The sequence below is a fragment of the Arthrobacter sp. 10N418 genome (genome assembly GCF_056394725.1).
This window is the reverse complement of the sequence record NZ_JBFTIK010000005.1, coordinates 155016-175117: the sequence shown is the minus strand read 5'-3', so window position 1 is coordinate 175117 and position 20102 is coordinate 155016. Positions and strand designations below refer to the sequence as shown.

18 protein-coding genes are annotated in these 20102 nt (G+C 68.5%); 4 read left to right on the top strand and 14 right to left on the bottom strand.

Features of this window, described 5'->3' with window-relative positions; translation table 11 throughout:
- Positions 1–44: 44 nt before the first annotated feature.
- The 6 genes from smc to coaD all read right to left on the bottom strand — a co-directional run bounded on the left by smc (position 45) and on the right by coaD (position 7039).
- Positions 45–3650 carry a chromosome segregation protein SMC gene (gene smc, locus AC1DCZ_RS05970; RefSeq protein WP_476973756.1) on the bottom strand — a complete coding sequence of 1202 codons (3606 nt, stop codon included), beginning with the start codon at positions 3648–3650 and terminating at the stop codon, positions 45–47.
- Between the two features lie 164 nt (positions 3651–3814).
- Positions 3815–4810, bottom strand: coding sequence for a bifunctional DNA-formamidopyrimidine glycosylase/DNA-(apurinic or apyrimidinic site) lyase (gene mutM / locus AC1DCZ_RS05965; protein ID WP_476973755.1), 996 nt, complete (start codon positions 4808–4810; stop codon positions 3815–3817).
- Positions 4811–4819: 9 nt separating this feature from the next.
- Entirely contained in the window at positions 4820–5575 is a 756-nt protein-coding gene (gene rnc, locus AC1DCZ_RS05960) for a ribonuclease III (RefSeq protein WP_476973754.1), read from the bottom strand.
- Positions 5576–5596: 21 nt separating this feature from the next.
- A complete protein-coding gene (gene rpmF, locus AC1DCZ_RS05955) occupies positions 5597–5800 on the bottom strand; it encodes a 50S ribosomal protein L32 (RefSeq protein ID WP_009356569.1) in 204 nt (67 codons plus the stop codon).
- Positions 5801–5836: 36 nt separating this feature from the next.
- A complete protein-coding gene (locus tag AC1DCZ_RS05950) occupies positions 5837–6361 on the bottom strand; it encodes a YceD family protein (protein ID WP_476897035.1) in 525 nt (174 codons plus the stop codon).
- A gap of 183 nt (positions 6362–6544) precedes the next feature.
- Positions 6545–7039, bottom strand: coding sequence for a pantetheine-phosphate adenylyltransferase (gene coaD / locus AC1DCZ_RS05945; protein ID WP_476973753.1), 495 nt, complete (start codon positions 7037–7039; stop codon positions 6545–6547).
- Between the two features lie 48 nt (positions 7040–7087).
- Between coaD and AC1DCZ_RS05940 the strand changes: the two genes are divergently transcribed.
- From AC1DCZ_RS05940 to AC1DCZ_RS05930, 3 genes are read left to right on the top strand one after another with little or no spacing between them, the layout of a single operon-like run.
- On the top strand, positions 7088–7993 hold the full coding sequence (locus AC1DCZ_RS05940) for an SDR family NAD(P)-dependent oxidoreductase (RefSeq protein ID WP_476973752.1): 906 nt from the start codon (positions 7088–7090) through the stop codon (positions 7991–7993).
- A complete protein-coding gene (locus AC1DCZ_RS05935; RefSeq protein ID WP_476973751.1) occupies positions 7990–9207 on the top strand; it encodes an aminotransferase class I/II-fold pyridoxal phosphate-dependent enzyme in 1218 nt (405 codons plus the stop codon). Before AC1DCZ_RS05940 ends, AC1DCZ_RS05935 begins: the two co-directional genes overlap by 4 nt.
- 2 nt (positions 9208–9209) lie before the next feature.
- Positions 9210–9995 (top strand): spermidine synthase, encoded by a 786-nt coding sequence (locus tag AC1DCZ_RS05930; RefSeq protein ID WP_476973750.1) that lies wholly within the window; start codon positions 9210–9212, stop codon positions 9993–9995.
- Here the strand turns inward: AC1DCZ_RS05930 and rsmD are convergent.
- Genes rsmD through thiL form a run of 4 tightly spaced genes read right to left on the bottom strand, consistent with a single transcriptional unit; the run spans position 9992 to position 15060 of the window.
- Complete coding sequence (gene rsmD / locus AC1DCZ_RS05925; protein ID WP_476973749.1) at positions 9992–10585, bottom strand: 16S rRNA (guanine(966)-N(2))-methyltransferase RsmD; 594 nt, start codon at positions 10583–10585, stop codon at positions 9992–9994. The genes AC1DCZ_RS05930 and rsmD overlap by 4 nt on opposite strands.
- A 39-nt stretch (positions 10586–10624) precedes the next feature.
- Positions 10625–12880 (bottom strand): ATP-dependent DNA helicase RecG, encoded by a 2256-nt coding sequence (locus tag AC1DCZ_RS05920; RefSeq protein WP_476973794.1) that lies wholly within the window; start codon positions 12878–12880, stop codon positions 10625–10627.
- Complete coding sequence (locus AC1DCZ_RS05915) at positions 12870–13952, bottom strand: DAK2 domain-containing protein (protein ID WP_476973793.1); 1083 nt, start codon at positions 13950–13952, stop codon at positions 12870–12872. The genes AC1DCZ_RS05920 and AC1DCZ_RS05915 overlap by 11 nt, the downstream gene beginning before the upstream one ends.
- Positions 13953–13974: 22 nt before the next feature.
- Positions 13975–15060, bottom strand: a complete 1086-nt coding sequence (thiL, locus tag AC1DCZ_RS05910) for a thiamine-phosphate kinase (RefSeq protein ID WP_476973792.1) — start codon at positions 15058–15060, stop codon at positions 13975–13977.
- Between the two features lie 121 nt (positions 15061–15181).
- Here thiL and AC1DCZ_RS05905 point away from each other — a divergent pair, with 121 nt between their 5' ends.
- Complete coding sequence (locus AC1DCZ_RS05905; RefSeq protein ID WP_476973748.1) at positions 15182–15685, top strand: DUF3515 family protein; 504 nt, start codon at positions 15182–15184, stop codon at positions 15683–15685.
- A 3-nt stretch (positions 15686–15688) separates the two neighbouring features.
- Here the strand turns inward: AC1DCZ_RS05905 and AC1DCZ_RS05900 are convergent, their stop codons facing one another.
- Genes AC1DCZ_RS05900 through murA form a run of 4 tightly spaced genes read right to left on the bottom strand, consistent with a single transcriptional unit; the run spans position 15689 to position 20010 of the window.
- Complete coding sequence (locus AC1DCZ_RS05900; protein WP_476973791.1) at positions 15689–16834, bottom strand: D-alanine--D-alanine ligase family protein; 1146 nt, start codon at positions 16832–16834, stop codon at positions 15689–15691.
- A gap of 17 nt (positions 16835–16851) precedes the next feature.
- Positions 16852–17904 (bottom strand): NAD(P)H-dependent glycerol-3-phosphate dehydrogenase, encoded by a 1053-nt coding sequence (locus AC1DCZ_RS05895; RefSeq protein ID WP_476973747.1) that lies wholly within the window; start codon positions 17902–17904, stop codon positions 16852–16854.
- Entirely contained in the window at positions 17901–18674 is a 774-nt protein-coding gene (locus AC1DCZ_RS05890) for a lysophospholipid acyltransferase family protein (RefSeq protein ID WP_476973746.1), read from the bottom strand. The genes AC1DCZ_RS05895 and AC1DCZ_RS05890 overlap by 4 nt, the downstream gene beginning before the upstream one ends.
- 10 nt (positions 18675–18684) lie before the next feature.
- Positions 18685–20010, bottom strand: coding sequence for a UDP-N-acetylglucosamine 1-carboxyvinyltransferase (gene murA, locus AC1DCZ_RS05885; RefSeq protein ID WP_476973745.1), 1326 nt, complete (start codon positions 20008–20010; stop codon positions 18685–18687).
- Positions 20011–20102 lie beyond the last annotated feature (92 nt).

The window sequence follows — 20102 nt, the reverse complement described above, 5'->3', positions numbered from 1 at the left end:
CCGAACACGCCGGGGGCGTATACCCCGCGGCAGTGCCGCCCGGGTCAGACCCCGGCGCCGAGCCGCTGGCTGATCACGGTGGAGACGCCGTCCCCGCGCATAGTCACGCCGTAGAGGGCGTCGGCAACCTCCATGGTGCGCTTCTGGTGGGTGATGATGATCAGCTGGCTGGACTCGCGCAGCTCCTCGAAGATGGTGATGAGGCGGCCCAGGTTGGTGTCGTCAAGGGCGGCCTCCACCTCGTCCATGACGTAGAAGGGCGAGGGCCGGGCTTTGAAGATGGCCACGAGCAGTGCCACCGCAGTGAGCGAACGCTCCCCGCCGGAGAGCAGGGACAGCCGCTTGATTTTCTTCCCGGCCGGGCGGGCTTCCACTTCGATGCCCGTGGTGAGCATGTCGGAAGGGTCGGTCAGGATCAGCCGGCCTTCGCCTCCGGGGAACAGCCGCGCGAAGACGCGGACGAACTGGGCGGACGTGTCCTCGAAAGCTTCGGCAAAGACCTTCTGCACGCGCTCATCGACTTCCTTGATGATGTCCAGCAGGTCCTTGCGGCTGGATTTGAGGTCCTCGAGCTGGGTGCTGAGGAACTGATGGCGTTCCTCGAGCGCGGCAAATTCCTCCAGCGCCAACGGGTTGACCCTGCCCAGCGCCGAGAGATCCCGTTCGGCCCTCTTGAGCCGTTTTTCCTGCTCTGCGCGGACGAAGGGGCCGCCTTCGGGAATCTCGCGGCCTTCTTCGTCCACGGGGGCGCGCAACGCAGCCCATTTGTCGCCGGATTCACCCGCGGGCAGGGGCACGGGTTGATCGGGGCCGTAGTCGGCCACGAGCTGGTCCGCGGTGAGCCCGAGCTCCTCCACGCTCCTGAGCTCCAGCGCCTCGATCCGGAGCCGCTGCTGCGCACGGGCGAGCTCGTCGCGGTGAACGGAGTCCGTAAGGTCCGCCAGTTCACGGGCCAGGGCGCCGTTGCCGGTCCTCACCTCCGCGAGCTCGCGGTCCATCCGTTCCCGGCGTTCCTCGGCGCTGTCCCGTTCCTGGCGGGCGAGTTCCACGGACGCGTCGATGAACCCGAGCACATGGTGCACGGCAGTCGAAACGGCGGCTGCCCGCCGGGCCTGGAGCAGGCGCCGGCGCGCGCGTTCGGCGGCCTCCTCCCGGGCGCGGCGCTCGGTGGCGGCGGCGCGTTCGAGCGAGGCCGCCCGGTTGCGGGTCGAGCCCAACTGCTCCTCAGCACTCCGCAGGGCGAGCCTCGCGTCCATTTCGCTGCTCCGGGCCAGCGAGGCGGCCAGGGCCAGGGCGTCGCGGTGCTCCGGGGAAGGCTCCTCCTCGGCGGGTGCACCCTGGGCCGCGGCCAGCCGCGCCGACACCGCTTCCAGGGATTCCTGCTCGCTGAGGATGTTGCCCTCGGCCTTGGCCAGGGACGCGGCCAGGCGGTCACTTTCCCCGACGGCGCTGCGCAGCACCGAGTTGAGGTGCCCCAGGCGCTCGGCGACGGCCGCCAGCTTTGCATCGGAGTCGTGGAGCCTGCCCAGGGCGGCATCCGCACGGTCCTCGGCCTCGGCCCGCCGGGCCTGCGCCGCCGAGAGGGCGAAGCGGTTGCGTTCCAGCCCGGCCGTGATCGAGGCCAGCTTCGCCGCGGCGTCGTCGACGGCCGCCTGGACTTCGAGCAGGGAAGGTGCCTTGGCGGAGCCGCCATCCACCGTCAGCGCCGTGAACACGTCCCCGGCCGTGGTGACGGCGGTGAGTTCGGGGCGGGCAGCAATCAGCCGCGCCGCGGCGTCCAGGTCGCCGACGACGGCGATCCCCGCCAGGAGCCGGTCCACCGGCCGTCGGAGATTTGCCGCCCCGGCGGCACCCGAGGCCGTGACCAGTCCGGCCGCCCAGCGGGCCCCGTCCGGAAGCGGCGGGGCATCGGGCACGGGACGAGCCGCGCCGGCCGGAACATCCGCCAGCAGCAGCGAGGCCCGGCCGGCGTCGTCGTCCTTCAATAACCTCACAACAGCAGCGGCGGCGTCGCCGTCCCGCACCACGACGGCATCCGAGGAACTGCCGAGGGCAGCGGCGATCGCGGACTCGAACCCGGGCTCCACGGTAATCATGGCCGCCAGTGCTCCCAGCACGCCGGACGCACCGGAGCCGAGGACATGCCCGGAGCCGTCCTTCCGGTTCAAGCCCAGCTGGAGGGCGTCGCGGCGCGCCACGAGGGCGCCGCGTTCCCGCTCGCCCTCGCGTTCGGCCGCTTTCAGGGCATCGATCTCGGCGACGACGGCGTCCAGGGCCGCGCTGGCGTCCTCGTACTCGGCGTCAAGGCCCTCCTCGCCGTCCTCCACGCCGGCCACCTGCGATTCCAGTGCCGTGAACTCGCTTTGGGCATGCCTGCGGCGCTCCTCGCCGGCCTTCTGTGACTCCCGCAGCCGGCCTAGTTCGGCCTGGGCCGACTCCACCCGGGACCTGGCCGCGCCGACCTGCCCGGCGAGTTTGGCCAGGCCTTCGCGCCGGTCTGCGGCGGCTCGGAGCAGGGCCGCGAGCCGTTTGTTTTCCGCCTCGGCAGCGTTCTCGGCGTCCTGTTTGGCCGCGGTCGCGGCCTCCAGGGCGACGCGCCGTGCCAGGATCGCTTGCTCCAGCCCGGCCTGTTCTTCACGGACGCGGGCCGCCTGCTGATCGAGCTGGTCGGGGTCCCGGCCGGAGTCGGGGACCCCATCCGCGGCGCCGAGCAGGCGGCGGCGCTCCCCGGCGAGCGAGCCAAGGGAACGCAAGCGTTCGCGTGTGGCGGAGAGCTGGTACCAGTTCTCCCGCGCGGCGTTGAGCTTCGGCGTCGCCTCGGCGGCAAGCTGCTCGAGGGCTGCCTGGCGCTGGCGGCCGGCCTCGAGGTCCCGCTCGACGACTGCACGGCGGCCCTTGAGTGCCGCTTCATCCGCGGCATCCTGTGCCAGTGCGGACTGCAGCTGGACGAGGTCGTCGGCCAGGAGGCGTGAGCGTGCATCGCGGACCTCGAACTGGACGGTCTGGGCGCGCCGGGCCACCTCGGCCTGTTTCCCCAACGGGGTCAGTTGGCGCCGGAGTTCGCCGGTGAGGTCGCTGAGGCGCTGCAGGTTCGCCTGCATGGCTTCGAGTTTGCGGACCGTCTTTTCCTTGCGGCGGCGGTGTTTGAGGATGCCCGCGGCCTCCTCGATGAAGCCGCGCCGGTCTTCCGGGGTGGCGTGCAGGACCTTGTCCAGCTGGCCCTGGCCGACGATCACATGCATTTCCCGGCCCAGACCGGTATCCGAGAGCAGCTCCTGGATGTCCAGCAGCCGGCAGCTGGCGCCGTTGATGGCGTACTCGGAACCGCCGGTGCGGAACAGGGTGCGCGAGATAGTCACTTCGCTGTACTCGATGGGGAGGGCGCCGTCGCTGTTGTCGATGGTCAGCGAGACGTGGGCCCTGCCCAGGGGCGGCCGGCCGGAGGTGCCGGCGAAAATGACGTCTTCCATCTTTCCGCCGCGGAGTGTCTTGGCCCCCTGCTCGCCCATGACCCAGGCGAGGGCGTCCACCACATTGGATTTGCCCGAGCCGTTCGGGCCGACCACCGCAGTGACGCCTGGTTCGAACTCAAACGTCGTCGCTGAGGCGAACGACTTGAATCCCCGAACGGTCAGGCTCTTCAGATGCAAGGTGCTTCGGCTCTCTTTCGGTGGCGGCAGCAGCAACCGCTGCCGGGGGTGCTTTCCTGCCCCAAATCTACCGGTTCAAGCGCGGAAAGCCGGGGATTTCGGGGGGTTAGACGGGCTGGACACCGGCCGCCGGGCGGACCCGGCCCGGCGTGAGGGTGCCGGGTTCACCAGCGGCCGTTCCGGGGCCGGGGCTGGCACACGGGGCAGGTGTAGGAGGAGCGGTTCATGAACTGCTCCCGCTTGAGCAGGCTCACGATGCCAGCCGCTGCACAGCGTTTGCATTCCTGGCCCTCGCGGCCGTAGGCGTTGAGGGCGCGGTCGAAGTAGCCGGAGGCTCCGTTGACGTTGACGTAAAGCGAGTCGAAGCTTGTCCCGCCGGCGGCGAGGGCATCGGTCATGACGTCGCGGGCGGCCTCGAGCACCCGGAGGGCGTCCGGGCGGCGAAGGGTGTCCGTGGGCCGGGCATAGTGCAGCTTCGCCTTCCACAGGGCCTCGTCAGCATAGATGTTCCCGATGCCGGACACCAGGCCCTGATCCAGCAGGGCGCGCTTGAGCCCGGTCTTGCGGGTGCGGAGGCGCCGGTAGAACCCGTCGAAGGAGAAGTGCGGGTCCAGCGGGTCCCGGGCAATGTGGGCGGCCTCCGCGGCGATCAGCGGCAGGGGCGTTTCGGCGAGCCCGCCGGGTCCGCCGTCCGGGGTCGGGATGAGCGAGGTCAGGAACAGGCCGCCGAAGATACGCTGGTCCACGAACCGGAGCTGGTCCGGCATTCCATCGGCAGCGCTCAGGCGCAACCGCACTTTCAAGTGTTTCTCGTCCGGCACGCCCCCGTCCTGCATGAGGAGCTGCCCGGACATGCCAAGGTGGGCCATGAGTGCCACGGCGGGAAGCGCCATCGAATCCCCCGAGGCCACGGCATCCGGCCCCGAAGGGAACGGTCCGGCCGGCGCGGGCGTGTCCGCCAGCGGCATCCACAGGAACTTACCGCGCCGTACCACGTCCAGGACGCGGGCGCCTTCCAGGTTTCCGGCGAAGTCCTCGGGTCCGAGCGCGTGCCGGCGCAGGGAACGGGGGTCCACCACGTCAACAGAAGTGATGGTCCGTCCCCGCACCCAGCTCACCAGGCCGCGCCGGACAACTTCGACCTCTGGCAGTTCAGGCAATGCTGCTGCCTAGCTGCCGGTCTGCGTCGACGGCGTGTCCGGCGGTGACGCCGGGACCGCTCCAGACACTTCCGGCACGGAACCGGCCGGGGCCGTCAGCCGGCGCCAGGCGTCGGCGGCGGCTTCCTGTTCGGCTTCCTTCTTGGAGTTGCCGCTGCCGGTGCCATAGTCAGTGCCGCCGATCCGCAGCACGGCCTCAAAGGTCCGAGCGTGGTCCGGCCCGGAGCCGTCCACTGCGTAGTTGATGGTTCCGAGCTGCCGGCTGGCGGCTAGCTCCTGGATGGACGTCTTCCAGTCGGTTCCGGCGCCGAGGGCTGCCGCGTCCTGAAGCAGCGGCCCGATCAACCGCATCACCAGCTGCCGGGCCGTCTCGATGTCATTGGAGATATAGGTGGCACCGATCAGCGCCTCCATGGTGTCCGCCAGGATGGACGCCTTGTTCTTGCCTTCGGTGAGCTTTTCGCCCTGGCCAAGGTAGATGTAGTCACCCAGCCCGATGCTGCGGCCGATGCCTGCCAGCGCCCGGGTGCTGACGACGGCGGAGCGGCGTTTGGCCAGGTCGCCTTCGGGCAGCGTGGGGTTGTCACGGTACAGCGCGTCGGTTACGGAGAACCCCAGAATGGAGTCACCCAGGAACTCGAGCCGTTCGTTGGTGGGGATGCCGCCGTTTTCGTAGGCGTAGGAACGGTGTGTCAGAGCAAGACGAAGCGTCCCGGCGTCAATAGAGACACCGAGACGCTTCAGAAGCTCTTCAGTTGAAGACATCTTATTCAGCCAGTTGGCGGATTAGACGTCTGCGACCTTGCGGCCCTTGTATTCAAGGAACAGCGCGGTGCCAGCCGAGTCAGTAACGACCTTTGCCTGGTGCGGCAGGCTGTAGGTAACCTGGCCGTTTTCGACAGTCTTCACCAGGTGGGGGGCAGTTGCCTTCCACTGGGAGCGGCGGGCGCGGGTATTCGAGCGAGACATTTTCCGCTTCGGGACAGCCACGGCTAACTCATTTCTCTCTAGTCCAACACTTACAAATCAGTTTTGCCGGTCAGGCTTAGCCAAGTCAGCTAGGGCGGCCCAACGAGGATCTACGATCTCGTGGTGATGCCCCGGCTCGTCTTCCAGGCGAACTCCGCATTCGGAGCAAAGGCCCTGGCAGTCTTCCCGGCACACCGGCTGGAACGGCAGCATGGTGACAACTGCGTCCCGCAACACCGGCTCAAGATCGATCAGATCGTGCTCGACTCGACGTTGCTCTTCTTCGTCTTCTTCGTCGGAGAACTCAGCGTCCTCGTAGAAGAAAAGTTCTTGCACATTGACCTCCAGGTCATACGCAAGGGGATCCAGGCATCGGCCGCATTCGCCAGTAACTTCGACGTTTGCAGTTCCTGATACCAGAATTCCTTCGTGTACGGCCTCAAGCCGCAGGTCCAGCCCGACATCCGAGCCTTCCTGCACGCCAATGAGTGCCACACCAAGATCACTTGGCGCGGGTACATGTTCCTTCAGCGTCCGCATGCTTCCCGGACTGCGTCCGAGGTCCTTGACGTCGAACGCCAGGGGCGAACTAGCATCTCGTTTAATGAGAACTCCTGTTGAACATATGACCGACGTACTATCTTAGCCTGAACTTCCGGGCGGACTCAAACCGGGCGGCAGGCCTGCGGTCAGGGACCGCGGTCCAGCCACGGTTCGGGCCGCGCAACCGGCGGCAGGCCGCCGAGTACCGGTCAAGCTTACCCTCTACGCGACTGGTCCTGGACCGGGCTCGCCCGGGACGAGCCGTTTCAGCACGGACCGGGGAACGAAGTCAGAGACATCCCCGCCCAGCGTGAACACTTCCTTGATGAGGGTGGAGGACAAGTGGAGGTAGTGGCTCTCCGCGGGAAGGAACACCGTTTCGACCCCGGTCAGCTGCCGGTTCATGGTGGCCATCGGCAACTCGTAGTCGAAGTCGGAGGACGAGCGCAGGCCCTTGACGATTGCGGACACCCCACGCCTGCGGCAGTACTCCGCCAGAAGCCCCTCCCCCACCGGTTCCACCACGATGCCGCGCAGCGACGCAAAGGTTTCCCGGGCCATGTCGATCCGTTCCTCAAGGCTGAAGCGGTATTTCTTGGCGTAGTTGGTCGAGACTCCCACGATGACCTCGTCGAAGAGTCCGGCGGCCCGGGCAATGACTTCCAGGTGGCCATTATGGATGGGGTCAAAGGACCCAGGGCATACGGCGCGTCTCATGCTCCGAACCTACCGTATCCGCGCCACAGCCCGGGTTACCATGACTGAATGTCAGCATCAAGCAAACCCTTCAGCGTGCCTTTCACCGTGGACGGCGGCGTCGTTCTCATCACGGGTGCCGCTATGGGCATGGGCCGGCTCTACGCCCTCCGCGCCGCCCGCGAGGGCGCCGCCGTCGTGATTCTCTGGGACGTGGACGCCGATGGCCTGGCACGCACGGCCGCCGACGTGGGCGCCCTCGGGGCGCGCGCCGTCGTCCGGGAGGTGGATCTCACCGACCCCGCCGCCATCGCCCAGGCCGCGGGGGAAAGCCGGGCCGAAGGGCCGCTGACGCTGCTGGTCAACAACGCCGGAATCGTCCGCGGCGCATACTTCTGGGACCACCGCCCGGAGCGGGACATCGCCTTGACCATGGACATCAACGCGCTGGCCCCGATGTACGTCACCCTCGCGTTCCTTCCGGAGATGATGGCCGACGCCGGCCGGCCCCGCCGGATCCTGAACGTCGCCTCCGCCGCCGGCACCGTCTCCAACCCGAGGATGAGCGTGTACGCGGCCTCCAAATGGGCAGTCATCGGCTGGAGCGACTCGCTGCGGCTTGAACTCGAGCAGCAGGGCTACGACCACCTGAAGGTGACCACCTTCTGCCCCAGCTACATCTCCACCGGCATGTTCGAGGGCGCGCGGGGTCCGCTGCTGACCCCGCTGATGACACCGGAGGACGCCGTGGACCGGGCCTGGCGGGCGACCGCGGCCGGGCAGCCGCAACTGATAGCTCCCGCGATGGCGAAACTGGGCAAGGTCCTCAAAGGCATCCTGCCGTTGCGGGCCTGGGACTTCGTCGGCGGCAGGATTTTCGGGATCTATTCGACCATGGACAAGTTCACCGGCCGGGCCGCCACAGGTGCGGACGCAAAGACCGGCGGCAATGCCGGCAACGCAGGGTCGCTGTGAACGGGTCCGGCGCGTCAGCCAGCTTCCCGTGGCAGCGTGCCGCGTCGGGCGCCAATCTTCTCTCCGCCGACGGGTCGCTGGGCGTGACCATCTTCGAGGAAATGACCACGCTCGCCCTCACCACGGGCGCCATCAACCTCGGCCAGGGCTTCCCGGACGAGGACGGCCCGGTGGAAATCAAGGAGGCCGCCCAGGCAGCCATCGCCGCAGGAGCCAACCAGTATGCCCCGGGCAAGGGCATCCTCGGCCTGCGGGAGGCGATCTCCGTCCACCAGCAGCGGTTCTACGGGCTTTCCCCGGACCCGCAGACGGAGATCATCGTCACGACCGGCGCCACCGAGGCCATCGCGGCCGCACTGCTCGCCCTCGTCGGCCCCGGCGACGAGGTGCTCACGTTTGAGCCGTTCTACGACTCCTACGGGGCCATCATTGGGCTCTCCGGAGCGACGCACGTCACGGCCCCGCTGCTCGCCCCGGACTTCATGCCCGATCTGGAGGCCCTCGAGGCAGCCTTCAGCGACCGCACCAAGGTCGTACTGGTCAACAACCCGCACAACCCCACCGGTGCGGTGTTCCCGCGTGACGTGCTGCAGCGCGTCGTTGACCTCGCCGGAGCGCACGACGCCGTCATCATCACCGACGAAGTCTACGAACACCTCACGTTCGGCGTCCGGCACATCCCGGTGGCCACTCTCCCCGGGGCAGCCGAACGCACGCTGACGATTTCCTCCGCCGGGAAGACCTTTTCGTTCACCGGCTGGAAGATCGGCTGGCTCAGCGGCCCGGAACACCTCGTGTCCGCCGCCCGGACGGTCAAGCAGTTCCTGAGCTACAGCTCCGGCACCCCGTTCCAGACCGCCATCGCCGTGGGACTGGGCCTGCCGGAGGAGTTCTACACGGGCATTGCCGAAACGCTCCAGTACAAGCGAGACATCCTCAGCGAGGGGCTTCGGGCGGCCGGACTGGACGTTTACACGCCGCAGGGAACGTACTTTGTGAATGTCGACACCGCCCCGCTCGGCATCACCGATTCCGTGGACCTGGCCCGCCGGCTCCCGGCACTCGTGGGCGTTGCCGCGATCCCGGTGCCCGTCTTCTGCCACCCCGAGGGCGCCGAACGGACCCGCAGCCTGCTGCGGTTCGCTTTCTGCAAGAAGACGCATGTCCTCGAAGAAGCTGCCGAGCGGCTCGCGACCCTTCGCGACAGGCTTTGAGCGTGGCCGGACACCAGGGCGGCGCCTCGCGGTTCCTGCGGACAGCGGGCCAGCACGCCGCTATCGAACCGGATCCCTTTACCGACGGCAGCTTCGTGCTCAGCATCGGCGGGGCCGAGCAGTCCCACGTCAATCTGGCGGACCCGGACGAGATCTTCTATGAATACCTGCGCAGGATAGGCCATGTGGTCGATCTCGCGGCCCCGTGGGGGGAACCGATCAGCGCGCTGCACCTCGGCGCCGGCGCCCTGACCCTGGCGCGTTATATCCAGGCCACCCGGCCGGGGTCGGTGCAATACGCCGTGGAGCTGGAGCGTGAACTGCTGGACTTCGTGCTGCAGGAGCTGCCCCTCCCGGAGGGAACCCGGCTGCATACCGTGATCGGGGACGCCCGGGCCGCCCTTGCCGAGCTTCCGGTGGAGCTGCGCTTCGACGTCGTGATCCTCGACATCTTTTCCGGGCCCGACGCGCCTGAGCACATAGCCTGCACGGAGTTCTACCTCGAGGCCGCGGCGAGGCTTACGCCGCGCGGGGTGCTGGTGGTCAACGTGGGCGACGAGCCCGGACTGACCCTGGTCCGCAGCCAGGTGGCCGCGCTGCGCAGGGCCATGGCCGATGTCTCGGCCTTCGCCGAGGCCGCCATGTTCACCGGCCGCTACCCCGGGAACATCATCCTGACCGGAACGCAAACGCCGTGGCCGGCGGCGTGGACCGCGGCGCTGACCGCGCGCGGGCCACACCCGGCCAAGGTGCTTTCCGGCGTCGAGCTGGACGCGATGTCCGTCTAGGCTTCCGGCCCGGCGCTTGGCTCCGCGCTCGGCTCCGCGAACCACAGCCGGGTTTCCCCGTACTTCTTCTCGGCAAACCGCTCCAGGCCCTCGGGCCACGCCGGCTCGGGGGTCCGGGACGAGCGTTCCGCTACGACGACAGCGCCTGCCGCGAGATGCGGGGCAAGCTTGGCCAGCACGGCGGCCAGTGCCGGCTCGTCCAGGGGGTAGGGCGGGTCCAGGAATACCAGGTCCCACAGGACGCCCCCCGCCGCGCGGTCGAGGAACGACTCGACCTTGGAGCGGTGCACGGTAACCACCTTGCGGCGCGCGACTGTGTTGACGAGGTCCGCATTCCGCTGGCACACGGCGCTGGCCTTGGCATCGAATTCCACGAGATCCACTACGTCCGCGCCGCGGCTGGCGCTTTCAACCCCCAGCGAGCCCGATCCGGCGTAGAGATCCAGCACGCGGGAGCCTGAGATCACGTCGAAGGCGTCCAGCCGGGAGAACAATGCTTCCTTGACCCGGTCCGTCGTGGGCCGGGTCGAGGTGCCGGGCACGCTGACCAGCGCGCTTCCTCCTGCCGCGCCGGAGATGATGCGGCTCATGCGCAGCCACCCGTGAATGTGCTTGCCTGGCTCGTGGTCCTAGCCGCGTTCAAGGAACGCCTCCTTCTCGGGGTTCAAGTATCCGTCAATCGCGGCCGCAAGGCCGGGCTGGCCAGCAAGGGAGGGGTCGGCCGCCACGATCTCCTGGGCGTCCTGGCGCGCCCGGGCGATCACGTCCTCGTGTTCGAGCACGCGAAGCAGCTTCAGCGTGGAGCGGCCGCCGGACTGGGAGGCACCCAGGATGTCCCCTTCGCGGCGCAGCTTGAGGTCCTCCTGCGAGAGCTCGAAGCCGTCCGTGGTGGCGGCCACCGCGTCGAGGCGGCGGCGGCTCGGATGGCCCGGTTCCAGCGTGGTCACGAGAAGGCACGTGCCCGGGAGCCCGCCGCGGCCCACCCGTCCGCGGAGCTGGTGGAGCTGGGAGATGCCGAAGCGGTCGGCGTCGAGGATCACCATGAGCGTGGCGTTGTGGACGTCCACGCCGACTTCGATCACGGTGGTGGAGACCAGCAGCTTGGTCTCATTGGCGGTGAACGCTGCCATGGCCGCGGATTTGAGGGCCGGGTCCTGCCGTCCGTGGAGGGGTGCCACGGCGACGCCGGCCAGGGCCGGTTCGTCCAGGAGGTGTTCCACCACGCCGGTGACGGAGGCGAGCTCGCGCGCGCCGTTGTCGCCTTCCAGGTCCGCGGCGGAGGGTTCGGCCTCGCCGGGGGTGAAGTCGCCGTCGTCGTCCGTGCCGATCTTGGGGCACACCACGTAGACCTGGTGGCCGGCGTCGATCTCTTCGCGTGAACGGGACCAGATGCGCGTGGCCCACGCCGGGTGTTCCGCCAGGCCCACCACGTGGGTGGAAATCGGGGCGCGGCCGGCGGGGAGCTCGTCGAGCACGGAGGTTTCGAGGTCGCCGAACACGGTCATGGCCACGGTCCTGGGGATGGGAGTGGCGGTCATGACCAGCAGGTGCGGCGGTTTGCTGGCCTTGGCCCGGAGGGCGTCGCGCTGTTCCACACCGAAGCGGTGCTGTTCGTCCACCACGATCAGCCCGAGGTCATAGAAGGAGACGTTCTCACTGAGCAGGGCGTGGGTTCCGATCACGATCCCGGCCGTCCCGGAGGCTGCATCCAGCATGGCCTGCTTCCGGGCCGCGGTGGGCATGGAGCCGGTCAGGAGCGTGACCTGGACGGCGTCCGGGCCAAAGCCGCCGAGCATCCCGTCACGGGAGAGCGGGCCGAGCGTCCGGCGGATCGATTCGAAGTGCTGGGCGGCGAGCACTTCGGTGGGCGCCAACAACGCCGCCTGTCCCCCGGCGTCGACCACCTGAAGCATGGCACGCAGGGCCACAATCGTCTTGCCGGAGCCAACCTCGCCCTGCAGGAGACGGTTCATCGGCGAATCCTGGGCGAGCTCTTCGGACAAGGTCTTGCCGACGGCGGCCTGGCCGGCCGTCAGGGTGAACGGCAACTGGCGGTCGAAGGCGGTCAGCAGCCCGTCGGCGACTGGCCGGCGGGCCGTGGCTTCCTCGGCGGCGAGCTGGGCGCGGCGCCGGGCGAGGGCGGACTGGAGCACCAGGGCTTCCTGGTAGCGGAAGCGGTCGCGGGCGCGCTGCCAGTCCCCCGGCGTCTGCGGGGCGTGGATCAGGCGGTAGGCCTCCGCGACGGGCAGGAATCTTTCGCGGGCGGCGATGCCCGCGGGCAGGGGGTCGCCGATGGATTCCAGGTCAACGGTGTCCAGAAGCGTCGTGATCACCTTCTGAATGGACCAGCTGGTGAGTTTGGCGGTGGCGGGATACACGGGGATGGGCATGGCGGCCAGCTTTTCCGGATCCATCCCCGGCAGGTCCGGATCCTCGTCCAGCAGCTGGAAGTCCGGGTTGGTCAGGCCCAGCGAGCCCGCGTAGCGGGTCACCCTCCCGGAGAACATGGCACGGCGGCCAGGCTGGAGCTCGGCCTTGGCCCGGAAGCCGTTGAAGAAGCTGACTTTCAGGGTGCCCGGCAGGCCGGCCCCCGCGGGCCGGACGGTGGTGCCGGCTCCGGCGTCGTCGGAGATCACGACGTCGGTGAGGGATCCCCGGCGGGCGCGCATGGGCCGGGTGCTGCTGGAGATGACCCGCGCAATCAGGGTCACTTCCTCATCCAGCGGGACCTCGCTGATGGGGGTCAGTTCGCCGCGGCTGAGGTAGCGGCGCGGGAAGTAGTCCAGCAAGCCGCCGACGGTGCTGATGCCGAGGTGTTTTTCAATGACGGCTGCGGAACGCTTGCCGATCCGGCGTTCCAGGCCGAGCTCAAGTTCAGCGGACATGTCCGTCGGGGGTCCGCGCGTCAGCATCGGGCGCACCAAGAGCGGGCACCTCAAAAGCACGGGGCGCATCAGAGACACGCGGTACGGCGAGCTCGCTCACGGACAAGTCCGTGGGTTCACCGAGGGACCGGATCATGGCCACGGCGGGGTCCGGGTCCGTCACGTGGACGTGGACGCGCCAGCGGTAGTGGCCGGCGGCGTCCGCCGCGCCGCCCACCTGGCTCATGATGACGGAGTCGCCCATTTCGTCGAGCCGCTGGCGCATCATGGCGGCGTCCAGCGGCGAGAGCGCGATCGTGCACATGACTTCCACGCCGTCGTCGCGGGGCATGTCGGCGTGGATGTGGGGATCCTGCACATCGTAGCCGTGCAGTCCGTCCAGGAGCTCGCCCTGGAGTTCTTCACCGAGCACGGCGGACCGCAGGCAGTCGAGGATGAGCAGCATCCCGACCCCGCCCGCGTCCACCACGTGGGCAGCATGCAGGGCGGCAAGCTGGTCTTCGGTGCGGACGACGGCGTCGAGGGCGGCCTCGACGGCGGCGTCCAGGGCCAGGGCCAGCGTGTGGTTGCTGTCGTCACCGTCGTGCGCCGAGTCCACGGCCGCGGCAGCGCGGGCGGCCGCTTCCATGACGGAGAGCATGGTGCCGGGCACGGGATCGCTCAGCGCGGACCAGGCGCGGATCTGTGCGCGGTTCAAGGCGGCGGCCAGCAGCGGGGCGCTCAGCCGGGTGTGGCCGGCCAGCGGTTCGGCGGCGGCGCAGAGGAACACGGCGAACAGGGTTCCGGAGTTGCCGCGGGCCTGTTCCATGGCGGCCTGGCCGGCCTGGGCGAGGACGGCTCCGACGTCGTTTTGGGCCGGGTCGGGGGCCGCGACCACGTGCCGGGGCTTCTCGCCGGCGCCGTGGATCTCCGTGGCGGGCCCCGTTCCGGGGAAGGCGTGGGCCGCGGCGCGGACCGTCAGGTAGAGGTTGGTGCCGGTGTCGCCGTCGGCGACGGGAAAGATGTTGATGGCGTTCAGCCGGTCGCTGTGGTTGCCGAGCGTAGTTTCCGCCTTGCCCAACCACCGCTTCATCGCTTGCGCGTTGGCGGCAATTTTAGTCTGCAAAGTGATCCCATCCCACAGCTTCAGCGGGCCTGCCCGCGATGTTTACGCCCGTGCTTCCTGTTGGTGCAGGGGCCTCTACCGAGCCTATCGCAGTGAAACCGGGAGGCAGCTGAAGGCCTGCAGGGAATGTGGCGAGCAGTCCGTGGTCTTCGCCTCCGCCGAGGACCCAGGACATCGGGTCTGCTCCCAGCAGCCCGGATGCCGGCAGCAGCGGCACCGTCAGTTCCTTCAGCGCAGCGGCGTCGAGGTTGAGCACGGCGCGGCTGGCCGCGGCGAGCCGGTTCCCGTCCCGCACCAGGCCGTCGGAGATGTCCATCATGGCCGTGGCTCCTGACTCCCGGGCCACGGGCCCGGCCGCGAGCGGCGGATGCGGCCTGCACTGGGTGTCCATCAGGGCCCGCTGGTCTGCGCTGAGGGTCTGCACGCCGGCGCTCGATTCCAGCAGGGCCAGTCCCGCAGCGGCGCGGCCGACGGTGCCCGCCAGGGCCACCGTGTCCCCCGGGCGGGCCCCGGACCGCAGGACGGGGTCCTTGCCGTCGAGGGTCCCCAGGATGGCGATGCTGACGGCCAGTTCCCGGCCCCGGCCGAGGTCGCCGCCGGCCACAGCGCAGTCGGGGGCGCCAAGCTCCCGGATGCCGGCGGTGATGCCGTCCGCGAAGTCCTCCACCCAGGAGACAAGGGTCTCCGGCGGCATCGTCAGGCTGACCACGAGGGAGGTGGCGCGCGCGCCCATGGCGTTGATGTCGCTGAGGTTCTGTGCGGCGGCTTTCCAGCCGATGTCATAGCCGGAGGTCCGGTAGCCGTTGTTCCACTTGAGCCGGAAGTCCTGGTCCACTACCTGGGTGTCGATGCTCAGCACGGTCCGCCCGTCAGGGGCCGCGACGATCGCGGCGTCGTCGCCGGGCCCGAGGAGCACGGACGTCGTCGCGGCGGACCCGCGGTGCAGGCGCGGGAAGATGCGGTCGAGGAGGGCGGACTCGGTGAGCCCGGCAACGGTCAGCGGCTGCTCGGGAACGCGGGGGCCGGGACCGGCGGATTCGGGCAGTGATGAGGCGGGCAGCGGAGAGGCGGGCATTGGGGAGTCAGGCACAGCAGATTCGGGCACAGCCCTACGCTACCGCGACGGGGCGACTACGCGGCCACGCGGGCTGCCGGCGGCGTCCGGGCACCCTGGTGGACCGGGATAGGCTTGAAGGATGCACCAGTTCCGCGCCCAGGATTCCCTTCGTCCGCTCCGAATCCTGGCAGCCGCGGCCCTCGCGGGCCTGGTGCTGAGCGGTTGCTCGCCGGTAGTCGACGTCGCCCCCGCAAAGGATGCGGCGAACGCCGCCTGCGCGCCCATGATGCTGGCGCTGCCGGACGCCCTGGGCGACGCCAAGCTGCGCAAGACCAACGCCCAGGCGACAGCCGCGTGGGGCGACCCGTCCCTCGTGGTCCTGCGCTGCGGCGTCAATGTCCCGGGCCCCACCACGGACCGCTGCGTCAGCGTGAACGGCGTCGACTGGGTCATCAAGGAAGGCAACCCGGTGTGGACGCTGACCACCTTCGGGCGCGAACCGGCCACGGAAATCCTGATGGATCCGGACAAAATCAGCTCGGCCACCGTGCTGGCAGACCTCTCGTCCGCCGCCCTGAAAATCAAGGCGACGAGGAACTGCGTCGGGCAGGCGGATCTTCAGAACCTGCCGCCCGGCAAGTAGCCGCTACCGCAGGCCGGTCTTGCGGTGCAGTGCCAGGTAGATGAGCTCGTCGATCAGATCCGCGTAGCCCAGCCCTGAGGCCTTCCACATCTGCGGGTACATGCTCTTCGGCGTGAACCCGGGCATGGTGTTGATTTCGTTGATGATGAGTTCGCCGTCGGGGGTGTAGAAGAAGTCGACCCGGCTCAGTCCCTCGGCGCCGACGGCGTCGAAGGCAACGGCGGCGAGCTCCCGGACCCGGGCGATCGCCTCCTCGGGGATGTCGGCCGGGCAGCTGAGCGCGGCGGCGTCGTCCTCCACGTATTTGGCGTTGAAGTCGTAGAACTCGTGCCCGCCGCCCGCCACGGAAATCTCGCCGGGCATGGATGTCCGGGGAGCCTCAGTTTCCCGGCCTTCCAGAACGGCGCATTCGATCTCGCGTCCAACGATGCCGGCCTCGATGACGAGTTTGGGGTCGTGCTCGCGGGCCGTCTCGATCGCCGCGTCCAGGTGCTCCAGCGAGTCCACCTTGGAAATGCCCATGGACGACCCCGCCCGGGCCGGCTTGACGAACACCGGGAAGCCGAGCTGGTCCACGCGTTTGCGGACCGTCTCGGGGTCATTGAGCCACTGCCGGTCCGTTACGGCGATGTAGGGCCCCACGTGGAGTCCGGCCGATTCAAAGACGACCTTCATGAAGTGCTTGTCCATGCCGACGGCGGAGGCAAGCACGCCCGCGCCGACGTAGCGGGTGTCGGAGAGCTCCAGGAACCCCTGGATGGTGCCGTCTTCGCCGAACGGACCGTGCAGCAGCGGGAACACGACGTCCACGGAGCCGAGCTCCTGAGGAACCCGGTTCGGGGACGCGACGATCAGCTGGTGCTCGCCGCCAATCTCGGCCAGCGCGACGGTCTGCGCCGAGGGCGCTACTTCCGGCAGCGCGGACGCGGAGAGCGACCACTCCGTGGTGTCGCCGGAGGCCAGCACCCACTGGCCGGTCTTGGCGATGCCGATGGGGATGACCTCGTACTTGTCCTTGTCGATCGCCCCCAGCACGCCGGCTGCGGTCACGCAGCTGACCGCGTGTTCGCTGGAGCGGCCGCCGAACAGCACGGCCACCCTGGGCCTGGGCTGGCCGGAGCGGGTCTCTGTGGTCACGGTCGCGGGCACGTTGTTTTCAGCCACTCTCAGTAATCGCCTTCGGATTTAAGGTCCCGGGCCAGCAGCAGCGGGCCCAGTTCGTCTACGGACAATTTTCCGGCCAGTACGGCAACCACGGCCGCCGTGATCGGCATTTCCACGCCAAGCTTGCCCGCCAGTTCGTGGACGGCCTGGCTGGACTTTATCCCCTCGGCCGTTTGGTTCATTTCGGCGGTGACCTGCTCAAGGGTCAGTCCCTTTCCCAGCAGCCGCCCGGCGGTGTGGTTCCGGGACAGCGGCGAGGAGCATGTTGCCACGAGGTCACCCAGGCCGGCGAGCCCTGCCATGGTCCGTGCCTGCCCACCCAGGGCGAGCGTAAGCCGGGACGTCTCGGCGAGGCCGCGCGTGATGACCGAGGCTTTGGTGTTGTCCCCCATCTGCTTGCCTTCACAGATGCCGACGGCCAGGGCAATGACGTTCTTGACGATGCCGCCGATTTCGACGCCGATCACGTCGGTGGTGGTATACGGGCGGAAGTAGGGCGCTGTGCAGCTGCGGGCGACCCAGGCCGCCGCTGCGGCGTCGGAGCAGGCCACGACGGAGGCTGTGGGCTCTTCCCTGGCAATTTCCATGGCCAGGTTGGGTCCTGAAACTACGGCGACCCGGGCGGCCGGAATGTCGAGCTCCTCACAGATCACTTCGCTCATCCGGGCGTCGGTGTGCAGCTCGAGGCCCTTCATCAGGGACACCACGAAGGCACCGGCCGGGACGAGGTGTTTCCATTCGCGCAGCTGCGGCCGCAGGGTCTGCGCCGGGACGGCGAGGATGACGAGCTCGGCTCCGGCCAGGACCTCGGCGACATCAATCGAGGCCGTGATGCCGGGTGGAAGCTCGATGTCCTTGAGGTACTGCTCGTTCCGGTGCGCCGTGTTGATTTGGTCCACGACCTCCGCGCGGCGGCCCCACAGGCGGATGCGGCGCTCAACCCCCGAGGCCGTGGCCGCGTCGGCGACGATCTTCGCGAACGTGGTTCCCCAGGATCCTGCCCCGAGGACGGCCACGGTGGTGGCGGCGCCGGAACCGTGGACGTCCGCCGTCATGCGGCGCCGTCCGCGTCGGTGCCCTGGGTGTCCCGGCGCTCGACGAAACGGCCGTGAGTGGACTGGTTGTGCGCGGAGGGGTCCCACCGCTGCGCCGGCGGCTCTTCGCCTCGCAGGCCTGCGAGCAGGTCCGTGATGGCGTCCATGATCACGGTTGTGGCCTCGGTGAGGGTCGCCCGGTCCAGCGGCCGGTCAGCGAAAGCACTCAGATCGACCGGATCGCCGACGACGAGCCGGGACGTCTTGCGCGGGAAGATATGGAACCGCTTGGCGTAGCGTGGCAGGACCTCGTGGGCTCCCCAGTGGGCCATGGGCACCACAGGGATTCCGCTTTCGAGGGCCATCCGGGCAGCGCCGGTGTGGCCCTTCATCGGCCACAGCCCAGGATCACGGGTGAGGGTGCCCTCCGGGTAAATGATGATGGCGCCGCCCTCGCTCACGATTTCCTTGGCGAGCTGCAACGAACGGTTGGCCCCCGCAGAAGAGCGTTCCACGGGAATTTGCTTGACGGCGCGCAGCACGGCGCCGAGGACCGGCACCTTGAAGAGTCCGGCTTTGGCCAGGAAGTGGGGCATCCGTTTCTGGTTGTAGAGCATGTGCCCCACCACCAGGGGATCGATCTCGGTGCAGTGGTTGGGGGCGGCAATGAAGCCCCCAGCCGGGAGCTTGTCGAGTCCCTCCCACTTCTTGTTCATCAGCAGATTCATCACGGGCCGGACAAGCCCGGCGACCGCGACAAAGGTGATGTGGCTTTTGGCCGATTCCTTCACAGGTCCCCCGCTACTTGGCCGCGGTGATGTCGAAATCGGCGCCGAGGCCCGCGAGCTTCTCGGTGAAGCGCTCGTAGCCGCGGTTGATGATGTCGATTCCGGTGACGCGTGACGTGCCGGTGGCGGCGAGGGCAGCGATGAGGTGACTGAACCCCCCGCGCAGGTCGGGCACGTCGATGTCGGTGCCCTTGAGCTGCGTCGGTCCGGAAATCACTGCCGAGTGCAGGAAGTTGCGCTGGCCAAAGCGGCACGGGACGCTGCCGAGGCATTCGCGGTGGACCTGGATATTGGCACCCATCCGGATCAGGGCATCAGTGAATCCGAAGCGGTTCTCATAGACAGTCTCGTGGACGATCGACACGCCCTCGGCCTGGGTCAGGGCGACGATCAACGGCTGCTGCCAGTCGGTCATGAAGCCGGGGTGCACGTCGGTTTCAAGGACCAGCGGGTTGAGCTTGCCGCCACGGTGGTAGAAGCGGATGCCGTCGTCGCCGATGTCCATGCCGCCGCCGACCTTGCGGAAGGTGTTCAGGAACGTCATCATGTCGCGCTGGGTGGCGCCTTCGACGAAAATGTCGCCGCGGGTGACCAGCGCCGCGGAGGCCCAGGAGGCGGATTCGTTGCGGTCGGAGAGTGCGCGGTGGTTGTAGCCGCCGAGGTCCCGGACGCCTTCAATCCGAATGGTGCGGTCGGTCTGGACGCTGATGATCGCGCCCATCTTCTGCAGCACAGCAATAAGGTCCACGATTTCAGGCTCGGTGGCCGCACCCGAGAGCTCGGTGATGCCCTCCGCCCTTGTGGCGCTCAGCAGCACCTGCTCCGTGGCTCCGACGGACGGGTACGGCAGGGCGATCTTGGCGCCCTTGAGCCCGTTGGGGGCGGAGATGTGGATGCCGCCGGGGCGCTTTTCCACCACGGCACCGAACTGGCGCAGGACATTGAGGTGGTAATCGATCGGCCGGTCACCGATCTTGCAGCCGCCCAGATCCGGGATGAACGCCTCGCCGATCGCGTGGATCAGCGGCCCGCACAGCAGGATCGGGATCCTGGAGTCCCCGGCGTGCGCATCGATGGCGGTGCTGGAGGCGGTTTTTGCGCCCTTCGGGTCAAGGGTCAGGTCCCCGGAGACGGGATCCTTCTCCACCGTGACGCCGTGGAGCTGGAGCAGGCTGGTGACAACCTCGACGTCCTTGATCTCAGGGACGTTGCGCAGCACGGACGGCTCATTGCCCAGCAAGGCAGCCACCATCGCCTTCGGGACCAAATTCTTGGCCCCGCGAACGGTGACGCGGCCTGTTAGCGGGACGCCTCCGCGGATTGTCAGAACACTACTCATATACCGGTTTCCTCACGACTACTCGCCCCCAAATCCTTACAAAGGCTCCAACCAAGCATAGGAGCTTCCGTTACCGATCCGAAATACGGGAT